Origin of the sequence: Mycobacterium sp. 134, assembly GCF_048282715.1 — a bacterium.
Classification (GTDB): domain Bacteria; phylum Actinomycetota; class Actinomycetes; order Mycobacteriales; family Mycobacteriaceae; genus Mycobacterium; species Mycobacterium septicum.
The window spans coordinates 3,289,666-3,307,477 of the sequence record NZ_JBLVUN010000008.1; the positions used below are offsets into that span (position 1 = coordinate 3,289,666).

Genomic DNA, 17,812 nt, shown 5'->3' on the forward strand with positions numbered 1-17,812 from the left:
TCACTGCACCGGGGCGCTTGCCAACTGCTGAGCCAAGCTGCGTACGGACGGCGCGTCGAACAGCGCGAGCATCGTGAGTTCGACGTCGAGAGCTCCATTGATGGCGGCGATCGCACGCATCGCAGAAATCGAATCGCCCCCCGCATCGAAGAACGACTCCTCCACTCCCACCCGGTCTACGCCAAGCACCTCGGCGTAGATGCTGGCCACGATCTGCTCGACCAAGGTCGCCGGGGGGCGATAGGCACCGTCGGCCGCACCGACTTCGGGTGCCGGTACCGCGCCGGTGTCCGGCCGAGCCGATACCGCTTTGCGCCCCCACCGGTCCAGGCGCGCGGTCTTCGTCAGGAGATCCAGGGATGACACGCGGCGACCCGGATGGGCCGTCATCCCCACCAACACCTTCTTGAACCGCTCCATCAGCGCTTCGATGGTTTCGCCGTCGAAAACATCGGTGTCGTATTGGACCCGCAGCTCCAACTCGCGACCGGGCCCGGCTTGCACCGCGATCGGGTAGTGATAGAAGTCGCGGCTGCTGAAACCGGTGACGGCCAAACCCTCGCCGCCCGGCGGTGTCCCGGTATCGGTCGGATAGTTCTCGTACACGAAGACGGTGTCGAAGAGGCTGTCCTGGCCGGTCATGCGGTGAATGTCGCTGAGTGCCACGTGCTGATGATCGAGTGTGTCGTTGTGGGCGCTCTGCAACTGATCCAGCAGATCGGCCGTGGTGGTGTCCGGGGTGAAGGTGGCCCGCACCGGGACCGTGTTGATCAGCAGGCCGACCATCGAATCCGCACCGTCCACCTCCGGTGGCCTACCCGAGACGACGGTTCCGAAGGCGACGTCGTGATGGCCGGTCAGCGAGCTGAGCAGGAGTGCCCAAGCCCCCTGCAAGACGACGTTCACGGTGGTGTGATGGGCGCGCGCCAGTTTCGTGAGGGCCCGCGTGGTCTTGGCGGGCACCCGGTACGAGCCGACACAACGCTGCCCGAACCGCAGCTTCTGCGGCGGTCCGACGAGAATCGGAGTGTCGAAACCGGCCAGCACCTCACGCCACACCGCATGGGCGGCATGGTGATCGCGTTCGGACAGCCACGTCACGAAGCTGCGGTACGGGGAGGCCGCAGGCAGCCGCAGCCCCTGGTAGCCGGCGAAGATCTCCTGCATCAGGATCGGCATCGACCAGCCGTCGAGCACGATGTGATGGTTGGTCAGGACGAACCGGTGCCGGTCTTCCGCGATCCGGATGAGGGCGGTCCGGAAGGCAGGTTGGTTCTCGAGGTCGCACACCGCGCCACGTTCGGCGGCGCAGATCTCCTCGATCTGCTCGTCGACGCCAATGCCGTTGGCGTCCAACTCGATATACCGCCAGGGTGTCACCGGATCAGCGGGGATCACCTGCACGGGTTGCTCGAATTGCGGGCAGAAGCGGGCAGCCAGATGCGGATGCCGGCTCACCACGGTCTGCACGGCATCGCGCAGCCGGTGTACGTCGAGCGGACCGCTCAAAGCCAGGTCCAGCTGCACCGCATAGACGTCGTCGCCAGAGGAGTTCGCGATGCCGGCGTGGTACAGCAGTCCCTGCTGCAACGGCGTCAGGAGAAGCACGTCGGCGATGGGGAATTCACTGTGCAGCGCATCGATCTGATGCTGGCTCAGCCTTGCCGGCGCAATGTCCGACGGCGTCAATCCGCCACCGCCCCGCCTGACATGAGCACAGATACCCGCCAGGGCGTCGAACCACAACCGGCTGATCCGGGTGACAGCCGTACGATCCAGTGCGGTGGGCGCCCACGTCCAGGTGGCATTCAGGTGCGGGCCGCTGTCGGTGTCGATGGTGACCGCATTGAGTTCCACGGAGTGCGCCAGCGAAATCGGCATAGCGCCGGCCGCACCGGTCATCGACAGGCCGTCTTGACTGAAACGCCACACGTCACCGGACGCGTACGCCGCCGGGGAGCCCAGCCGCCCGAGATAGTTGAACCCGATCACCGGATCGGATCCGGCCAGGTCCACGTCGGGGTTGAGGTAGCGCAGCAGTCCGTAGGTCAGGCCGTCGGGCAAGGTTCGAAGCTGCTCTTTGGCGTCCTTGATGACCGCGCCGAGCGCCGCATCGCCTGCCACCACCTGCGTCCAGCGCAGCCCACCGACCGCCAGCGATACCGGGTACTTGGCGGTGAACCACCCCACCGTGCGCGACAGGTCGACCTCTGGATCGTCGGGTGCGCCCAGATCTGCCAAGTCCTCCTGGCGCCCGTGGCCCTCCACATCGATGGCGATCGGAGCGCCGCCCGTCCCCAAATACTGGGCCCACGCCAGTGCGAACGCGATCAACAGGATCTCTTGCACCCCGGCGTGAAACGCCGCCGGAACGTCACCCAGCAGCATGTGGGTGGTCTCGGCATCCAGGAACTCCGACAGGTATCCGGCGGTGGCGAACGTATCCTCCGCGGGCCGCGGTGCCGGCAATGCGGGCGGGATCGAGGCCACCTGTCGCCACGCCTCCGCCCGGCCGACCACGTCGGGGTGGTGCGCGTACTCAGCCAGCAGGTCTGCCCACCGTTTGAACGACGACCCGGTCGGCGGCAGCAGCACCGGCTGCTCGCCGCGATGCTGGGTCCAGGCGATATTGAGGTCCTCCAACACAATTCGCCACGACACTCCGTCGACAGCCATGTGGTGGGCGACCAACGCGAGTTGCCCTGTGGCCGAACTCCACAACGCGCTCAACATCACCCCGGCGGCGGGATTCAACCGCGAGCGCGCCGCTGCCAGTGCGTCTTCCGTCAACACGTCGACGGTGAGCAGATGCTCTCGCGCATCCACCGCATCCGGTTCGGGCACCGTCAAAGCCCACCCACCGGCGCCGTCGTCCTCGGCACGCAACCGGAGCATGCCATGCCGATCGAGCAAGGCCTGCAACAGGATTACGACGTCGCCCTCGGACGCACCGGCGGGTGCCTGCAGCACCACCGTCTGATTGAACTCGTCGATCGGGCCGTCGGCACGCTCGAGGCCCTTCAGCCACCGCATGATCGGGGTCGCCACCACCGGACCGAGACCCTCGTCGATCACGTCGCCGGCGTTGTTGGCCATCCTGACCACCCGCGCCAACCGGGCCACCGTCTGCTGGACGAAGATGTCACGTGGACGCCCGGTCAAGCCGGCACCGTGGGCGCGCCAGATCACCTGAATGGCCGAAATACTGTCGCCGCCAAGGTCGAAGAACGAGTCGTCGACCCCGACCTGTTCCAGACCGAGGACTTGGGCGAAGATGCCCGCCAGTAGCTCCTCGACGCCGGTGGCCGGAGCACGGTAGCGATCGACGTCCTGGTACTCCGGTGCAGGCAATGCACGGATGTCGAGTTTTCCGTTGACCGTCAAAGGCAGGGCCTCGATCTCCACCACGGCGGCCGGGACCATGTACGGCGGCAGCTTCTCCATGAGTGCAGCACGCAACGCAGCGGGATCGGCGGTCCCGGTGACATAACCGACCAGCCGCTTGTCCCCCGGCCGATCCTCACGGGCGATCACCACGGCCTGCTCGACACCGTCCAAAGCCTTCAGCGCGGACTGGATCTCGCCCAATTCGATGCGATACCCGCGGATCTTGACCTGCTCATCGGCACGGCCCAGATATTGCAGTTCCCCGTCCGCGCGCCAGCACACCAGATCCCCGGTGCGATACATCCGCATCCCCGGCGACCCGAACGGGCACGCGACAAACCGCGTCGACGTCAACGGCGCCCGGCCCACATAGCCGGAACCCAAACCCGCACCGGCGACATACAACTCGCCCACCACCCCAACGGGCACGGGACGCAACCAGCGATCGAGCACGACAAAGGCCAGGTGCTTCAGCGGCACACCGATCGGGCTGACCGCGACCTCCGCATCGAGCTCGGTGATCTCCCGGAACGAGGCGTGCACCGTGGTCTCGGTGATCCCGTACATGTTGATCAACCGCGGCAACACCGGATGGTCCTGGAACCACTCGGCCAGCCGCGTCGGGTCCAGTGCTTCACCGCCGAATACGACCAGCTCAAGCTCGAGCTCAGAACCCGCCCCCGATGAGAGCTCGTCCGCGGCCTGCAGCGCATAGAACGCCGACGGCGTCTGACTCAACACACTGACGCGCTCGGCGACCAGCAAGGCGTGGAACTCTTCGGGTGACCGTGCCACCGAATCGGACACCACCACCAGTCGGCCCCCGTGCAACAGTGCGCCGAAGATCTCCCAGACCGAGAAGTCGAAGGCCAGCGAATGACTCTGCGTCCACACTTGATCCGTCGACAACTCCAGATCGGCGTCGAGCGCCTGCAGCAAGCGAGTCACGTTGTGGTGCGGGATCGCCACACCTTTCGGCACACCCGTGGTGCCCGAGGTGTAGATCAGATACGCGATGTCGTCCGGGGCCGGACCCGGCAGGGCTGTATCGGGTTGGCCGGCCACCGCGGCATCGTCGACGGCGATCACCCGCAACTCGTGCCCGGCCAGCCGGTCGGCAAGATCCGTGGTGGTGACCGCCGCCACCGGCCTGGAATCGGTGAGGATGAACTCCAACCGGGAATCGGGCACGGCAGGATCGACAGGTACGTACGCCGCGCCGGTCTTGAGCACCGCGAAGATCGCGACGATCGCCTCGACTGACCGCGAGAACAGCAATGCCACCCGCCGGCCCGGACCAACACCCTGCTCGACGAGCAGGTGCGCCAACCGATTCGCGGCCCGATCGAGATCCCCGTACGTGATGTGGCTTCCGTCGAAACTGACGGCCACCGCACCGGGATCACGGGTCACTTGAGCGTCGAACAGAACCGGAATCGACACCGGACCGGGAGTCGGACGGGTCAGCGTCGCCAGATTGCCCACCGTGTCCAGCCGGGACCGCTCGTCGGCATCGAGCACATCGATCGCCGACACACGCAGGGTGGGGTCGGTAGCCATCGCCTCGAGGACACGCTGCAACCGATCGATGAGGGCTTCGATGCTGCCGGCGTCGAAGACATCGGTACGGAACTCGACGGTGCCGGAAATCCCAGCGGCCTCACCGGTTTCCGTCCAGCGTTCGGCCAGCGACAACGACAGGTCCATCCGCGCGGTGTGGGTGTCCAGCGGCAGTTGAGTGACCTGCAGATCCCCCAGCGACACCCCGCCACCGTCGGCGCCCATCTGCCCGGGAAGGTTCTGCCAGGCCAACATCACCTGCACCAGTGGGTGGTGGGTCAGGGAGCGGGTCGGATTGAGCCGCTCTACGAGTACCTCGAACGGCACGTCCTGATGTTCGAACGCACCGAGACTGCGTGCCCGAACCTGAGCCAGTACCTCGGCAACACTCGGGTCTCCGGCCAGGTCGACGCGCAGCACCAACGTGTTGACGAAGAACCCGATCAGCTCGTCAAGGGCAGGATCACGGCGCCCGGCGATCGGGAAGCCCACCGCCACATCGGAACTCGAGCTGAGCTTCGACAACAGAGTCAGCAGTGCCGCTTGGATCACCATGAATTTGGTCGCGTTGTGGTCACGAGCCAGGCGAGCCACCTGTTGCTGTAGATCAGCGGGCCATTCCACATCGACCCGGTCGCCATTCTGGTCAGCCACCAAGGGATAGGGACGATCGGTCGGCAATGCCAGGCGTTCGGGCATCCCGGCCAGCGTGTCTGCCCAGAACCTCAGCTGCTGGGAGATGCGGCTGTCGCTGTCCTCCAGATCGCCGAGCTGGGCGCGCTGCCACAACGTGTAGTCCGCGTACTGGACCGCCAACGGCAGCCAGCCCGGCGCCTTTCCTTCACGCCGACTCGCATAAGCCACCCCCAGATCGGCCACCAGCGGAGTGATCGACCAACCGTCGGCGGCGATGTGGTGAACCACCGCCACCAGCACATGCTCGTCTTCGGCTACCCGGAATACCTTTGCCCGCAGCGGGATATCGGCAGCCAGGTCGAAGGTGTGACGCGCCGCATCCGCGACGGCCCCCTCCAACCTGCCGGCCGGCCATCCGACGGCATCAATCACCTCCCAGCCGAATTCGATGCGCTCAGCGGGCACAATCAGCTGCCGAGGCGTCCCGTCAACCGTCGGGAACAGCGTGCGCAGGCTCTCGTGGCGGTCCAAGAGGTCCGCGAACGCGGCGCCCAGGGCCTCGACATCGAGTCGTCCGGCAAGGCGCAACCCCGCTGCCAGGTTGTAAACCGGTGAAGGACCGTTCAATTGGTCGACAAACCACAACCGGCTCTGGGCAAACGACAGCGGCATCACCGCAGGCCGCTCGCCTGCCAGCAGCGGTTGATGCCGGCCTTCGTCGTCACCGATGTGGAGCATCAACTGGGCGACCGTCGGGGCCTCGAAGAGGACGCGCTCTTCGAGGCCGGTGCCCAGCGTCCGGTTGAGGGCGGCCACCAGGCGCATGGCCTGCAAGGAATCCCCACCGAGATCGAAGAATGAATCGTCGACGCCGACGCGGTTCAGGCCGAGGATCTGGGCGTAGATGCCGGCCAGGATCTCCTCGGTGGGAGTGTTCGGGGCCCGGTAGGCATCGACATGCTGGTATTCCGGTGCCGGCAAAGCCTTTTTGTCGAGCTTGCCGTTGACGGTCAAAGGCATCGCATCGATGGTCACCACCGCGGCGGGCACCATATACGGCGGCAGCGTCTCCCCCAGCACCACACGTAACGCAGCGGGATCGGCGGTCCCGGTGACATAGCCGACCAGCCGCTTGTCCCCGGGCCGATCCTCCCGGGCGATCACCACCGCCTGCTCGACACCGTCCAGCGCGGTCAGCGCCGACTGGATCTCACCGAGCTCGATCCGATAACCACGGATCTTGACCTGCTCATCCGCCCGCCCCAGGTACTGCAACTGCCCGTCGGTGCCCCACGACACCAGATCCCCGGTGCGATACATGCGGATTCCCGGTGTGCCTGGGCTGGCGAACGGGCAGGCCACAAAGCGCGTCGACGTCAGCGGCGCCCGGCCGACGTACCCGGAACCCAAACCCGCACCGGCGACATACAACTCGCCCACCACACCGACCGGCACCGGACGCAGCCAACCGTCCAGCACGAAAAACGCCAGATCCGCCAGCGGCAAACCGATCGGGCTTACAGCCGCGTCCACATCGGCGGCGGTGATCTCACGGAACGAGGCATGCACCGTCGTCTCGGTGATCCCATACATATTGATCAACCGCGGCGTCATCGCGTGCCGGTCCAACCATGGTGCAAGCCGCTGCGGTTCCAAGGCCTCCCCGCCGAACACGACGACCTCGAGGGAGAGCCGGCGGTCGGGCAGGGCGTCGTCGGCCGCGGCCAACGCATAGAACGCTGCCGGTGTCTGACTGAGCACACTGACCCGCTCGGCGACCAACAACGCGTGGAACTCGTCGGCCGAGCGCGTCACCGATTCGGGCACCACCACCAACCTGCCACCGTGCAGCAGTGCGCCGAAAACCTCCCACACCGAGAAGTCGAAGGCCAACGAATGACACTGCGTCCACACCTGACCCGCCGACAGGTCCACATCACGATCGATCGCATCCAGCAACCGCGCCACATTCCGATGCGGAATCGCCACACCCTTGGGCACACCAGTCGTCCCCGACGTGTAGATCAGGTACGCAACATCTTCGCCAGTTGGTTCGACTGGCGGTGGGTTGCCCGGCCGGCCGGCCGCAGCGGAGTCGTTGACATCGATCACCGTCAACCCACGTCCGTCCAACCGACTCACCAGATCAGCGGTGGTGACCACAGCGATCGGAGCCGAGTCGGTCAGGACGAAATCCAAGCGCGCATCCGGCACCGAAGGATCGATCGGCACATACGCCGCACCGGTCTTCAGTACCGCCATGATCGCCACGACCGCCTCCACCGACCGCGGGAACAACAACGCCACCCGCAGCCCGGGACCTGCTCCCCACTCGACCAGCAGGTGCGCCAACCGATTCGCGGCCGTGTCGACTTCCCGATAGGTCAACGAACTGTCACCGAGGCTGACCGCCACCGCGTCCGCATGACGAGCCACCTGCTCGTGGAACAAGGCCGGGATCGACAGCGACACCGGGACCGCCGCATTCAAGGCTGCCCGGTTGCCCCACTCATCCAGCTCCTCGACGTCATCGTCGTCGTCGAGATCCATCGACAACAATCGCCGGTTGGCGTCGGCAGTCACGACGGTTGTACCTCTCCGGTCATGGCCTCCAGCACGCGCTGGAAACGTCCGACGACTTTTTGCACACGCTTCGCAGTGAATACGTCGGTATCGAATTCGACACGCAGAACCAGTTCGGCGCCGGGCATGGCTTGCAGGGTCAGTGGGTAGTGGTTGTATTCGCGGCCGTTGACGTCGGTGATGGCCAACCCGTCGGCCATCGTCGCCGCGACCGTCTCGACCGGATAGTTCTGGTAGACGAAAAGCGTGTCGAATAGTTGGTCATGGCCTACGGCACGGTGGATTTCACTGAGCGCCAGATGCTGATGCTCGAGGGTGTCGCCGTGATGGCGTTGCAGTTCGTCGAGCAGTCCGGCGATGGTGGTATCCGGTGTGATGGTGGCTCGCACCGGCACGGTATTGATCAGCAGGCCCACCATCGAATCCGCGCCGGCCACCTCCGCCGACCGGCCCGAGACCGCGACGCCGAACGCGACGTCGTTCCGGCCGGTGAGCCACATGAGCACCTGTGCCCACGCCGCTTGGAGCACGGTGCTGGCAGTTGTGTGCTGTGAGCGCGCGAGTTCATTGACCGCCCGGGTGGTTTCGGCGGGCAACCGGAACGACTCGGTGGCCCGTCGCCCTGGAGTTGCCCGGTTGGGGGCGACCAGAGCCGGGGTGGCGAAGCCCGCCATGACTTCGCGCCACGCGGTGTGAGCTGCGTCGACGTCTCGATCGGTCAGCCATGTGACGAACCTGCGGTAGGGCGCGGCGGCGGGAAGCCGCTGCCCGTAATAGCCGGCGAAGATCTCCTGCAACAGGATCGGCAGTGACCAGCCGTCGAGCACGATGTGGTGATACGTCATCACGAAGCGGTGCTCGTCATGCGCGGACCGGATCAGCGCCGCGCGGAACGCTGATTGGTGGGCCAGATCGCAGACGGACGCTCGTTCGTCGGCGCACAACCTCCGCATCTGCTCGTCCACACCGGTGGCATCTGTGTCCGTGGTCATGTCGAGGTACTGCCAGGGCACGCTGGGTTCCGCCGGGATGATCTGGACGGGTTCGCCGAATCGTTTGTCGAACCGCGCGGCCAGGTTGGGGTGGCGGTTGACCACGGTGCGCACCGACTCGCGCAGCCGGTGTGGATCCAGCGGGCCGGTGATGGTGACGTCGAGTTGCATGGCGTAGACGTCGTCATCGTTGCTTCGAGTTGCGTTGGCCTGGAACAGAAGTCCCTGTTGCAGGGGCGTCAGGGGCAGCACATCGGCGATCCGGTCGTGCTCACTCAGTTCGTCGATCTCGGGCTGGGTGAGACGGGCGGGGACGATGTCGGACGGTGTCAGGCCGCCTCCGCCCCTGGAGATGTGCGCACAGATGCCGGTGAGCGCCTCGAACCAGAGCTGACTCAGCCGGCTGATCTGGGTCTCGTCGAGAGCCGAGGGCGCCCACGTCCAGGCGGCGTGCAGACTTGGACCGGCATCGGTTTCGGCGGTGCTCGCGTTGAGTTCGACCGTGTGCCCCAGCGGCATCGGTATGGCCGCGGCGGCCGCGGCGACGGCCGCTCCATCGCGGCTGACAAGCCACAGCCCGGCAAGTTCGTCCGACTGTGCCGGGCCGGTCGCGCCCAGCCTGCCGAGATAGTTGAATCCGATGGTCGGGTCGGCTCCGGACAGATCGACGTCGGGGTTGAGGTAGCGAAGGAGTCCGTAGGTCATTCCCTCGGGTAGGCCGCGCAGTTGTTCCTTGGCGTCCTTGATCACGCGGCCGAGTGCCGGATCGCCGGCCCGCACCTCAGCCCATTTCAGCCCGGCAAGGGGGCCTCGGACATCGAGTGTCACAGGGTACTTGGTGGTGAACCAGCCCACGGTGCGCGAGAGGTCGAGATTTCGGTCGAAGGCTCCACCCAATTCTTCGGTACGGCCGTGGCCCTCGACATCGATGCCGACCGGCAAGGTGACGCCCAGGAACTCGGTCAGCGCCAGCCCGTAGGCGATCAGCAGAATGTCTTGTACCCCAGCGTGAAACGCTGCCGGAACCTCACCGAGCAGCACGCGGGTCGTCTCGACATCCAACGATGCGGTGAGGTGCCCGGCCGTGCCGTACGTGTCCAGTTCGGGCCGGACCGTGGGCAGCGCGGAGGGGGTCGCCGACACTCGCCGCCAGGTGTCGGCGAGAGCCACCACCGGCGCCGAGCGCGCGTGCTCACCGAGCAGTTCCGTCCACTGCGCGAATGAGGTCCCGGTCGTCGGGAGTGCCACCGCCTGACCGTGGCAATGCTGAGCCCAGGCGATGTTGAGGTCTTCGAGCAGAATCCGCCACGACACCGCGTCCACCGCGAGGTGGTGGACGGTCATTACCAACTGGCCGGTGGAGGCCACCCACAGCGCGCTGACCATCTCCCCGGCACCGGGGTTCAGCCGCGACCGGGTCCGCATCAATGCGTCGTCGGACAGCTCATCGACGGACTCCAGATGTGCTCGCACCGAACCCTTCTCGGGCACTGCGAGCGACCAGCGCCCGGCCCCGTCGTCTTCAGCGCGCAAACGCAGCATCGCATGCCGGTCGAGCAGGGCGTTCAACACCATCTCGACGTCGGACACGGTGGCCCCCAGCGGGGCCTGGACCACCACCGTCTGGTTGAACTGGTCGACCGGACCGCCGGCACGGTCGACCTCTTCCAGCCAGCGCATGATCGGGGTCGCCCCGACCGGACCGATGCCCTCGTCGACCGGGCCGGTGTCATCGGCATCGAGGCCTGCCACCAGAGCCAGTCGCGCCACCGTCTGTTCGACGAAAATGTCACGGGGCCTGCACATCACACCGCATGCCCTGGCCCGGGCCACCACCTGCATGGACAGGATGCTGTCGCCGCCCAGGTCGAAGAACGAGTCGTCGATCCCCACCCGCTCAAGCCCGAGCACCTGGGCATAGATGCCGGCCAGGATCTCCTCGACCGCGGTCTGCGGTGCGCGATACTGCTCGGCGTCCTGGTATTCCGGTGCAGGCAAGGCGCGGGTGTCGAGTTTGCCGTTGACCGTCAACGGCAATGCGTCGAGAACCACGATCGCCGCCGGGACCATGTACGGCGGCAGCCGATCGGCCAGTGCGCTGCGCAACCCGGCCGGATCCACCGAGCCGGCCTCGTCTGGGATGACGTAGCCGACCAGGCGCTTGATGCCCGGCTGGTCCTCACGGGCGATCACCACCGCCTGTCCGACTCCGGCCAGCCCACTCAACGCGGCCTGAACCTCGCCGAGTTCGATGCGATAGCCACGAATCTTGACCTGGTCATCGGCGCGCCCCAGATACTGCAGTTGCCCGTCGGCACGCCAGCTCACCAGGTCTCCGGTGCGATACATCCGCCTTGCGGGCTGCCCCGGCTCACCGAACGGACACGCCACGAAACGTGCTGCGGTCAAACCCGAGCGGCCCAGATAGCCGCAGGCCACACCGTCGCCGGCCACGTACAGTTCGCCGACCACCCCAGGGGGCACCGGGCGCAACCACTCGTCCAGCACGAACAATGCCGATGTCGGGACGGGCGCCCCGATGGGCGCGGCCCCCGACCCAGCTTTCAGTGGTGCGCTCATCGACGCGTACACCGTGATCTCCGTGGGGCCATAGGCGTTGATCACCACACGCCCGGGCGCCCAGCGATCGACCACCTCACCCGGACAGGCCTCACCGCCGAGCAGCAACGCGACCGACTCCAGCCCCTGCGGGGACAGCGCACCGGCCGCCGACGGGGTCTGGGTGAGCACGTTGACCCGCTCGCCGACCAGGAGGGCATGGAAGTCGTCGGGTGAACTCACGACGGACTCGGGTACCACGACCAGGCGTGCCCCGGCCAGCAGCGCAGCCCAGATCTCCCATACCGAGAAGTCGAAGGCGTACGAATGACATTGCGTCCAAACCTGATTCTCCGGTAGCTGCGCAGGCGTGGACCGCGCGAGGTGAGTCAGGTTGTGGTGGCTGACGGCCACCCCCTTGGGCAGCCCGGTCGTTCCCGAGGTGTAGATGAGGTAGGCGATGCCGTCCGGCGCCGGTTCCGCGGGCGCGGTGCTGGGCTGGTGGGTAACCGCCGGATCGCCGACGTCGATCACCCGCAGGCGATGGCCATCCAACCGGTCGGCCAGACCGTTGGTGGTGATCGCGGCGACCGGGTCGGCATCGGCCAGCATGAACTCGATCCGGGCTGCGGGCAGCGCGGGGTCGATGGCCAGGTAGGCGGCCCCGGCCTTCAGCACCGCCAGCATCGCGACGATCGCGTCCGCAGAGCGCTCCAGTAGCAGGGCCACACAGCGACCAGGTCCGACACCTTGCCCGATGAGCAAGTGCGCCAACCGGTTCGCTGCCTCGTCGAGTGCGCGGTAGGTCAGTGACCGGCCGTCAAAGGTGACCGCGACGGCTTCCGGGTTCCGCGCGACCTGCGCGGCGAACAATCCCGGGACCGATACCGGATCCGAGGGCGGCAGCGGCCCCGCCAACGCGGCCCGGTTGCCGATCGCGTCGAGGTGGGCGTGTTCGTCGGCATCGAGCAGGTCGATCGAGGACAGCTGCCGGTCCGTGTCGGCGGTCATCGCCGACAACACGAGCTCGAACCGCTTGATCATCGTTTCGATGGTCGCCGTGTCGAACACGTCGGTGCGGAACTCCACCGTCCCACCGATTCCGGCGGGTGCTCCGGTCTGGGTCCGCCGTTCGGCGAGCGAGAAGCTCAGATCCATGCGCGCGGTGTGGGTGTCCGCGGGCATCTGGCTGACCTCCAGATCACCGAGGGCCAGGGCGCTCCCGGACTGGCCGGGAACGTTCTGCCATCCCAGTGCCACCTGGATCAGCGGGTGATGAGTCAGGGACCGGGTCGGATTGAGCCGCTCCACGAGCACCTCGAACGGCACATCCTGGTGGTCGTAGGCGGCCAGGCTGCGGGACCGCACCTGTGCCAACAGTTCTGCCACCGTCGGGTCCCCGGCCAGATCGGCCCGCAGGACCAAGGTGTTCACGAAGAACCCGATCAGGTCGTCGAGAGCGGGGTCGCGGCGTCCGGCGATGGGGAAACCGACTGCCACATCAGAACTTCCGCTGAGCCTGGACAGAAGGGTCAGCAGCGCTGTCTGGATCACCATGAAGCTGGTCGCGTTGTGCTCGCGGGCGACCCGGGCGACCTGCTGCTGCAGTTCGGCGGACCAGTCCAGCGAAACGACGGCGCCGCGCTGATCGGCGGCCGGCGGGTAGGGCCGATCGGTGGGCAGTGCCACCCGTTCGGGCATCCCGGCCAGCACATCCTGCCAGTAGCTCAGCTGCATGGCGATACGGCTCTGGCTGTCGTCGAAGTCACCGAACTGGGCGCGCTGCCAGAGCGTGTAATCGACGTACTGGACGGCCAGATCAGCCCAGGCGGGCGTCTGCCCGGCGCTGCGGCCGGCGTAGGCCACCCCGAGGTCGGCCACCAGCGGGGTGAGAGACCAGGCGTCGGCCGCGATGTGGTGCACCACCGCCGCCAGCACGTGTTCGTCACCGCCGAGCCGGAAGAGCTTCGCCCGCAACGGGATTTCACCAGACAGATCGAACGTGTGACGGGCGGCTTCGCCGATCGCCTCGTGCAGTTGCTCCCCCGACCAACCGGTGGCATCCACGACGTCCCAACCGAACTGGGCGTGCTCGATCGGCACCACCGACTGCCGCGGGATTCCCTCGGCCGCGGGGAAGACGGTACGCAGGCTTTCGTGGCGGGCCACCACGTCGGCCAGCGCGACACCCAGGGCGTCGACATCCAGCGCCCCACTGATCCGCAGCGCGGTGGCCATGTTGTAAACCGGTGAGGGGCCTTGCAGTTGGTCGAGGAACCACAGCCGGGACTGCGCGAACGACAGCGGAATCGTAGCGGGCCGCTGACCGGCCACCAGCGGATCCAGCCGGGCCTCTTCGCCGCCGATCCGCGGGGCCAACTGCGCCACCGTAGGCGCCTCGAACAGGACCCGCACCGCAAGACCGCTGTCGAGTGTGGCGTTGATCGCGGCGACCAGGCGCATCGCCGACAGCGAATCTCCACCCAGATCGAAGAACGAATCGTCGACCCCGACCCGCTCCACTCCCAGCACGGCGGCGTAGATCCCGGTCAGGATCTCCTCCGTGAGGGTGCTGGGCGCGCGGTAGCGGTCGATGTCCTGATACTCGGGTGCGGGCAGGGCCCGGGTGTTGAGCTTGCCATTGGTGGTCAACGGCAGCGTCGGCAACGAAACCACCGCGGCCGGAACCATATAGGCCGGGAGCTGCTCGGCCAGCTGGGTTCGCAGCTTCGCCGGGTCCGCGGTCCCGGTCACGTAGCCCACCAGTCGTTGATCGCCGGGACGGTCGGTCCGGGCGATCACCGCGGCTTGCTCGACGCCGTCCAAGCCGGCCAAGACCGACTGAATCTCACCGAGTTCGATGCGATAGCCGCGGATCTTGACCTGCTCGTCGGCGCGCCCGACGTAGCGCAGCTGCCCATCGGGGCCCCAGCACACCAGATCGCCGGTGCGGTACATGCGCTGTCCGGGAGATCCGAACGGGCAGGCCACAAATCGCGAACCGGTCAGATCCGCCCGGCCCAGATAGCCGACGCCGACACCGCGGCCGGCAACGTACAACTCGCCGACCACCCCGGGCGGAACCCGGCGCAACGCCCCGTCCAGTACGAACAACGCGGCGCCCGGCACCGGTGCACCGATCGACGGCGCCCCTGTCCCTACGGCCAAAGGTGCGGTCCTGGAGGCACATATCGTGGTCTCGGTCGGACCGTAGGCGTTGACCATCACCCGGCCCGGGGCCCAACGGTCCACCACCTCGGCCGGGCAGGCCTCACCGGCCACCAGCAAGGACACCGCGCCCAGCCGCTCGGGGGACAGCATCGCCACCGCCGACGGGGTCTGGCTCAAGACATCGACCTGTTCGGCGACGAGCAACGTCTGCAGGTCCTCCGGTGAGCGGGCCACCGACTCGGGCACGACCACCAGCCGCCCGCCGTGCAACAGTGCGCCCCAGATCTCTTCCACCGAGGCGTCGAAAGCGTAGGAATGCCACTGCGTCCACGCCTGTCCGGCCAGGAACGTGTCGTGCGACCCCAACAGTGCGGTCACATTGCGATGGGTGATCGCCACGCCCTTGGGGACGCCGGTGGTGCCCGAGGTGTAGATGATGTAAGCGACGTCGTCCGGGTGCGGCACCGGCAACACGGTGCCGGGGACGCCGTCGAGAACCGGGTCCGCGACATCGCCGACCCGGATGACCCGCAGGTCGCATCCGGCCAGCCGGTCGGCCAGGCCGGCGGTGACGATCGCGACCGTCGGCCCGGCGTCGGCGAGCATGAATTCGATTCGCGCATCGGGCAACACGGGATCGATCGGCAGATACGCTGCGCCCGCCTTGAGCACCGCCAGCATCGCCACGATCGCTTCCGCCGAACGTTCCGACAGCAATGCCACGCATGCACCCGGACCGACGCCGTGGGCGGTCAGCCTGTGCGCCAGTCGAGTTGCTGCCTCATCGAGTTCCAGGTAGGTCATGCGGCTGCCGTCGAAGCTGATCGCCACGGCCTCGGGCACACGGGCCGCCTGTGCGGCGAACAGTGCAGGAACGGACAAGGTGGGCTCGGTGATCGCCAGTACCGCCCGGTTGCCCCACCTGTCCAGCCGCGCGCGCTCAGCCTCGTCGAGAAGGTCGAGTGACGAGACCCGCTGGGACGTGTCGGCGGTCATCGCCGCCAGAACCCGCCGCCACCGTGCGATCAACGCCTCGATGCTGCCGGCGTCGAACACGTCGGTGCGGAACTCCACTGCCCCGCCGATCCCGGCGGGATCGCCCCCGGGCGTCCAGCGTTCCCCGAGCGAGAACGTCAGATCCATGCGGGCGGTCTGTGTGTCGACCGGCAACGGGGTGACCTGAAGGTCTCCCAGGCTCAGCCCACCGGCCGGGCCGGTGTCCTGCCAGGGAAGGTTCTGCCACGCCAACGCCACCTGAACCAGGGGGTGATGGGTCAGGCTGCGAGTCGGGTTGAGCCGCTCCACCAGAACCTCGAACGGCACGTCCTGGTGCTCGAAGGCGGCCAGGCTGCGCGCCCGCACCTGGGACAACACGTCTGCCACGGTGGGGTCCCCGGCCAGATCCACGCGAAGCACCAAGTTGTTGACGAAGAAGCCCACCAATTCCTCGAGGGCGCGGTCACTGCGCCCGGCGATCGGGAATCCAACGGCTACATCGGAACTGGCACTCATCTTCGACAGCAACACCGCCAGCGAGGCCTGCATCACCATGAAGTTCGTCGCGCCGTGCTCGCCGGCCACCGCGCACACCCGCTGTTGCAGCTCGACCGGCCAGTCGACCGCGACGGTGGCGCCGCGCTGATCGGCGACCGGCGGGTAGGGCCGGTCGGTGGGCAGCGCGATACGTTCGGGGAGCCCGGCCAGCGCGTCTTCCCAGTAGGTCAACTGCGCGGCGATGGGACTGTCGGAGTCGTCGAGAACGCCCAACTGCTCACGCTGCCACAACGTGTAGTCGACGTACTGCACCGCCAGCGGCTCCCAGTCGGGTGCCGCCCCGGCGCAGCGGCCGGCGTACGCCACACTGAGATCACGCACCAGCGGGGCGAGTGACCAGCCGTCGGCGGCGATGTGGTGCACCACTGCCACCAGCACGTGGTCTTCGTCGGCGACGCGGAAAACCTTCGCCTGCAACGGGATTTCGGAAGCCAAGTCAAAGCTGTACCGAACCGCGGCGTCGATGGCCTCGTTGAGCGCGCTCTCGGTCCAGCCGGTGGCATCGACGACGGCCCAACCAAAGTCGGCCCGGTCGGCGGACGTGACCACCTGACAAGGAGTTCCGTCGGGCGCATCGAACAGCGTGCGCAGGCTCTCATGGCGACCCACGACATCGCCCAGTGCCGCACCCAACGCGTCGGCGTCGAGCCGTCCATGAAGCCGCAGACCGACCGGCATGTTGTAGACCGGCGACGGTCCCTGCAGCTGGTCGACGAACCACAACCGGTTCTGCGCGAACGACAGCGGGACCACCGCGGGGCGCTCACCGGCCACCAGCGGTGCCAGTCGCCGTTCGCCGTCACCGATACACAGCGCGAGCTGGGCAACCGTGGGCGCTTCGAACACCGTCCGTACCGAAAGCTCGGTATCCATGCTGGCGTTGATCGCGGAGACCAGGCGCATCGTCGAGACGGAATCCCCGCCCAGATCGAAGAACGAGTCGTCCGCGCCGACCCGATCGACACCCAGGACCCGCGCGTAGATGCCGGCCAGGATCTCCTCGTCGGGACTGGCAGGCGCACGGTAGTGGTCGACGTCCCGATAGTCCGGCGCCGGTAGCGCCCGGGTGTCGAGTTTGCCGTTCACCGTCACCGGCAGCGCGGCCAGTGCCACCACCGAGGCGGGAACCATGTAGCCCGGCAGCCGTTCGGCAAGTGCGGCACGCGCTTTCGCGGGGTCGGCCGTGCCGGTGATGTAACCCACCAGACGCTTGTCGCCCGGGTGGTCCTCGCGCGCGATCACCGCCGCTTGATCCACGCCGTCCAGCGCGTTGAGCGCCGACTGGATCTCGCCGAGTTCGATGCGGTACCCGCGAATCTTGACCTGTTCATCAGCGCGGCCGAAGTAGTCCAGCTGCCCGTCGGCGCGCC

Annotated in this window: 2 protein-coding genes (1 of these 2 cut by a window edge); both read right to left on the reverse strand. The window is 67.2% G+C overall.

Annotated elements, in window-relative coordinates:
* The gene (locus ACNQVK_RS20670) at positions 1 to 8,166 is read right to left on the reverse strand and encodes an amino acid adenylation domain-containing protein (protein WP_418030997.1); all 8,166 of its coding nucleotides are present in this window, start codon (positions 8,164 to 8,166) and stop codon (positions 1 to 3) included.
* Positions 8,163 to 17,812, reverse strand: the final stretch of a protein-coding gene (locus ACNQVK_RS20675) for a non-ribosomal peptide synthase/polyketide synthase (protein ID WP_418030998.1). It continues 14,737 nt past the right edge of the window; only the last 9,650 of its 24,387 coding nucleotides appear in the window; the start codon falls outside the window, past its right edge; it ends in the stop codon at positions 8,163 to 8,165. The genes ACNQVK_RS20670 and ACNQVK_RS20675 overlap by 4 nt, the downstream gene beginning before the upstream one ends.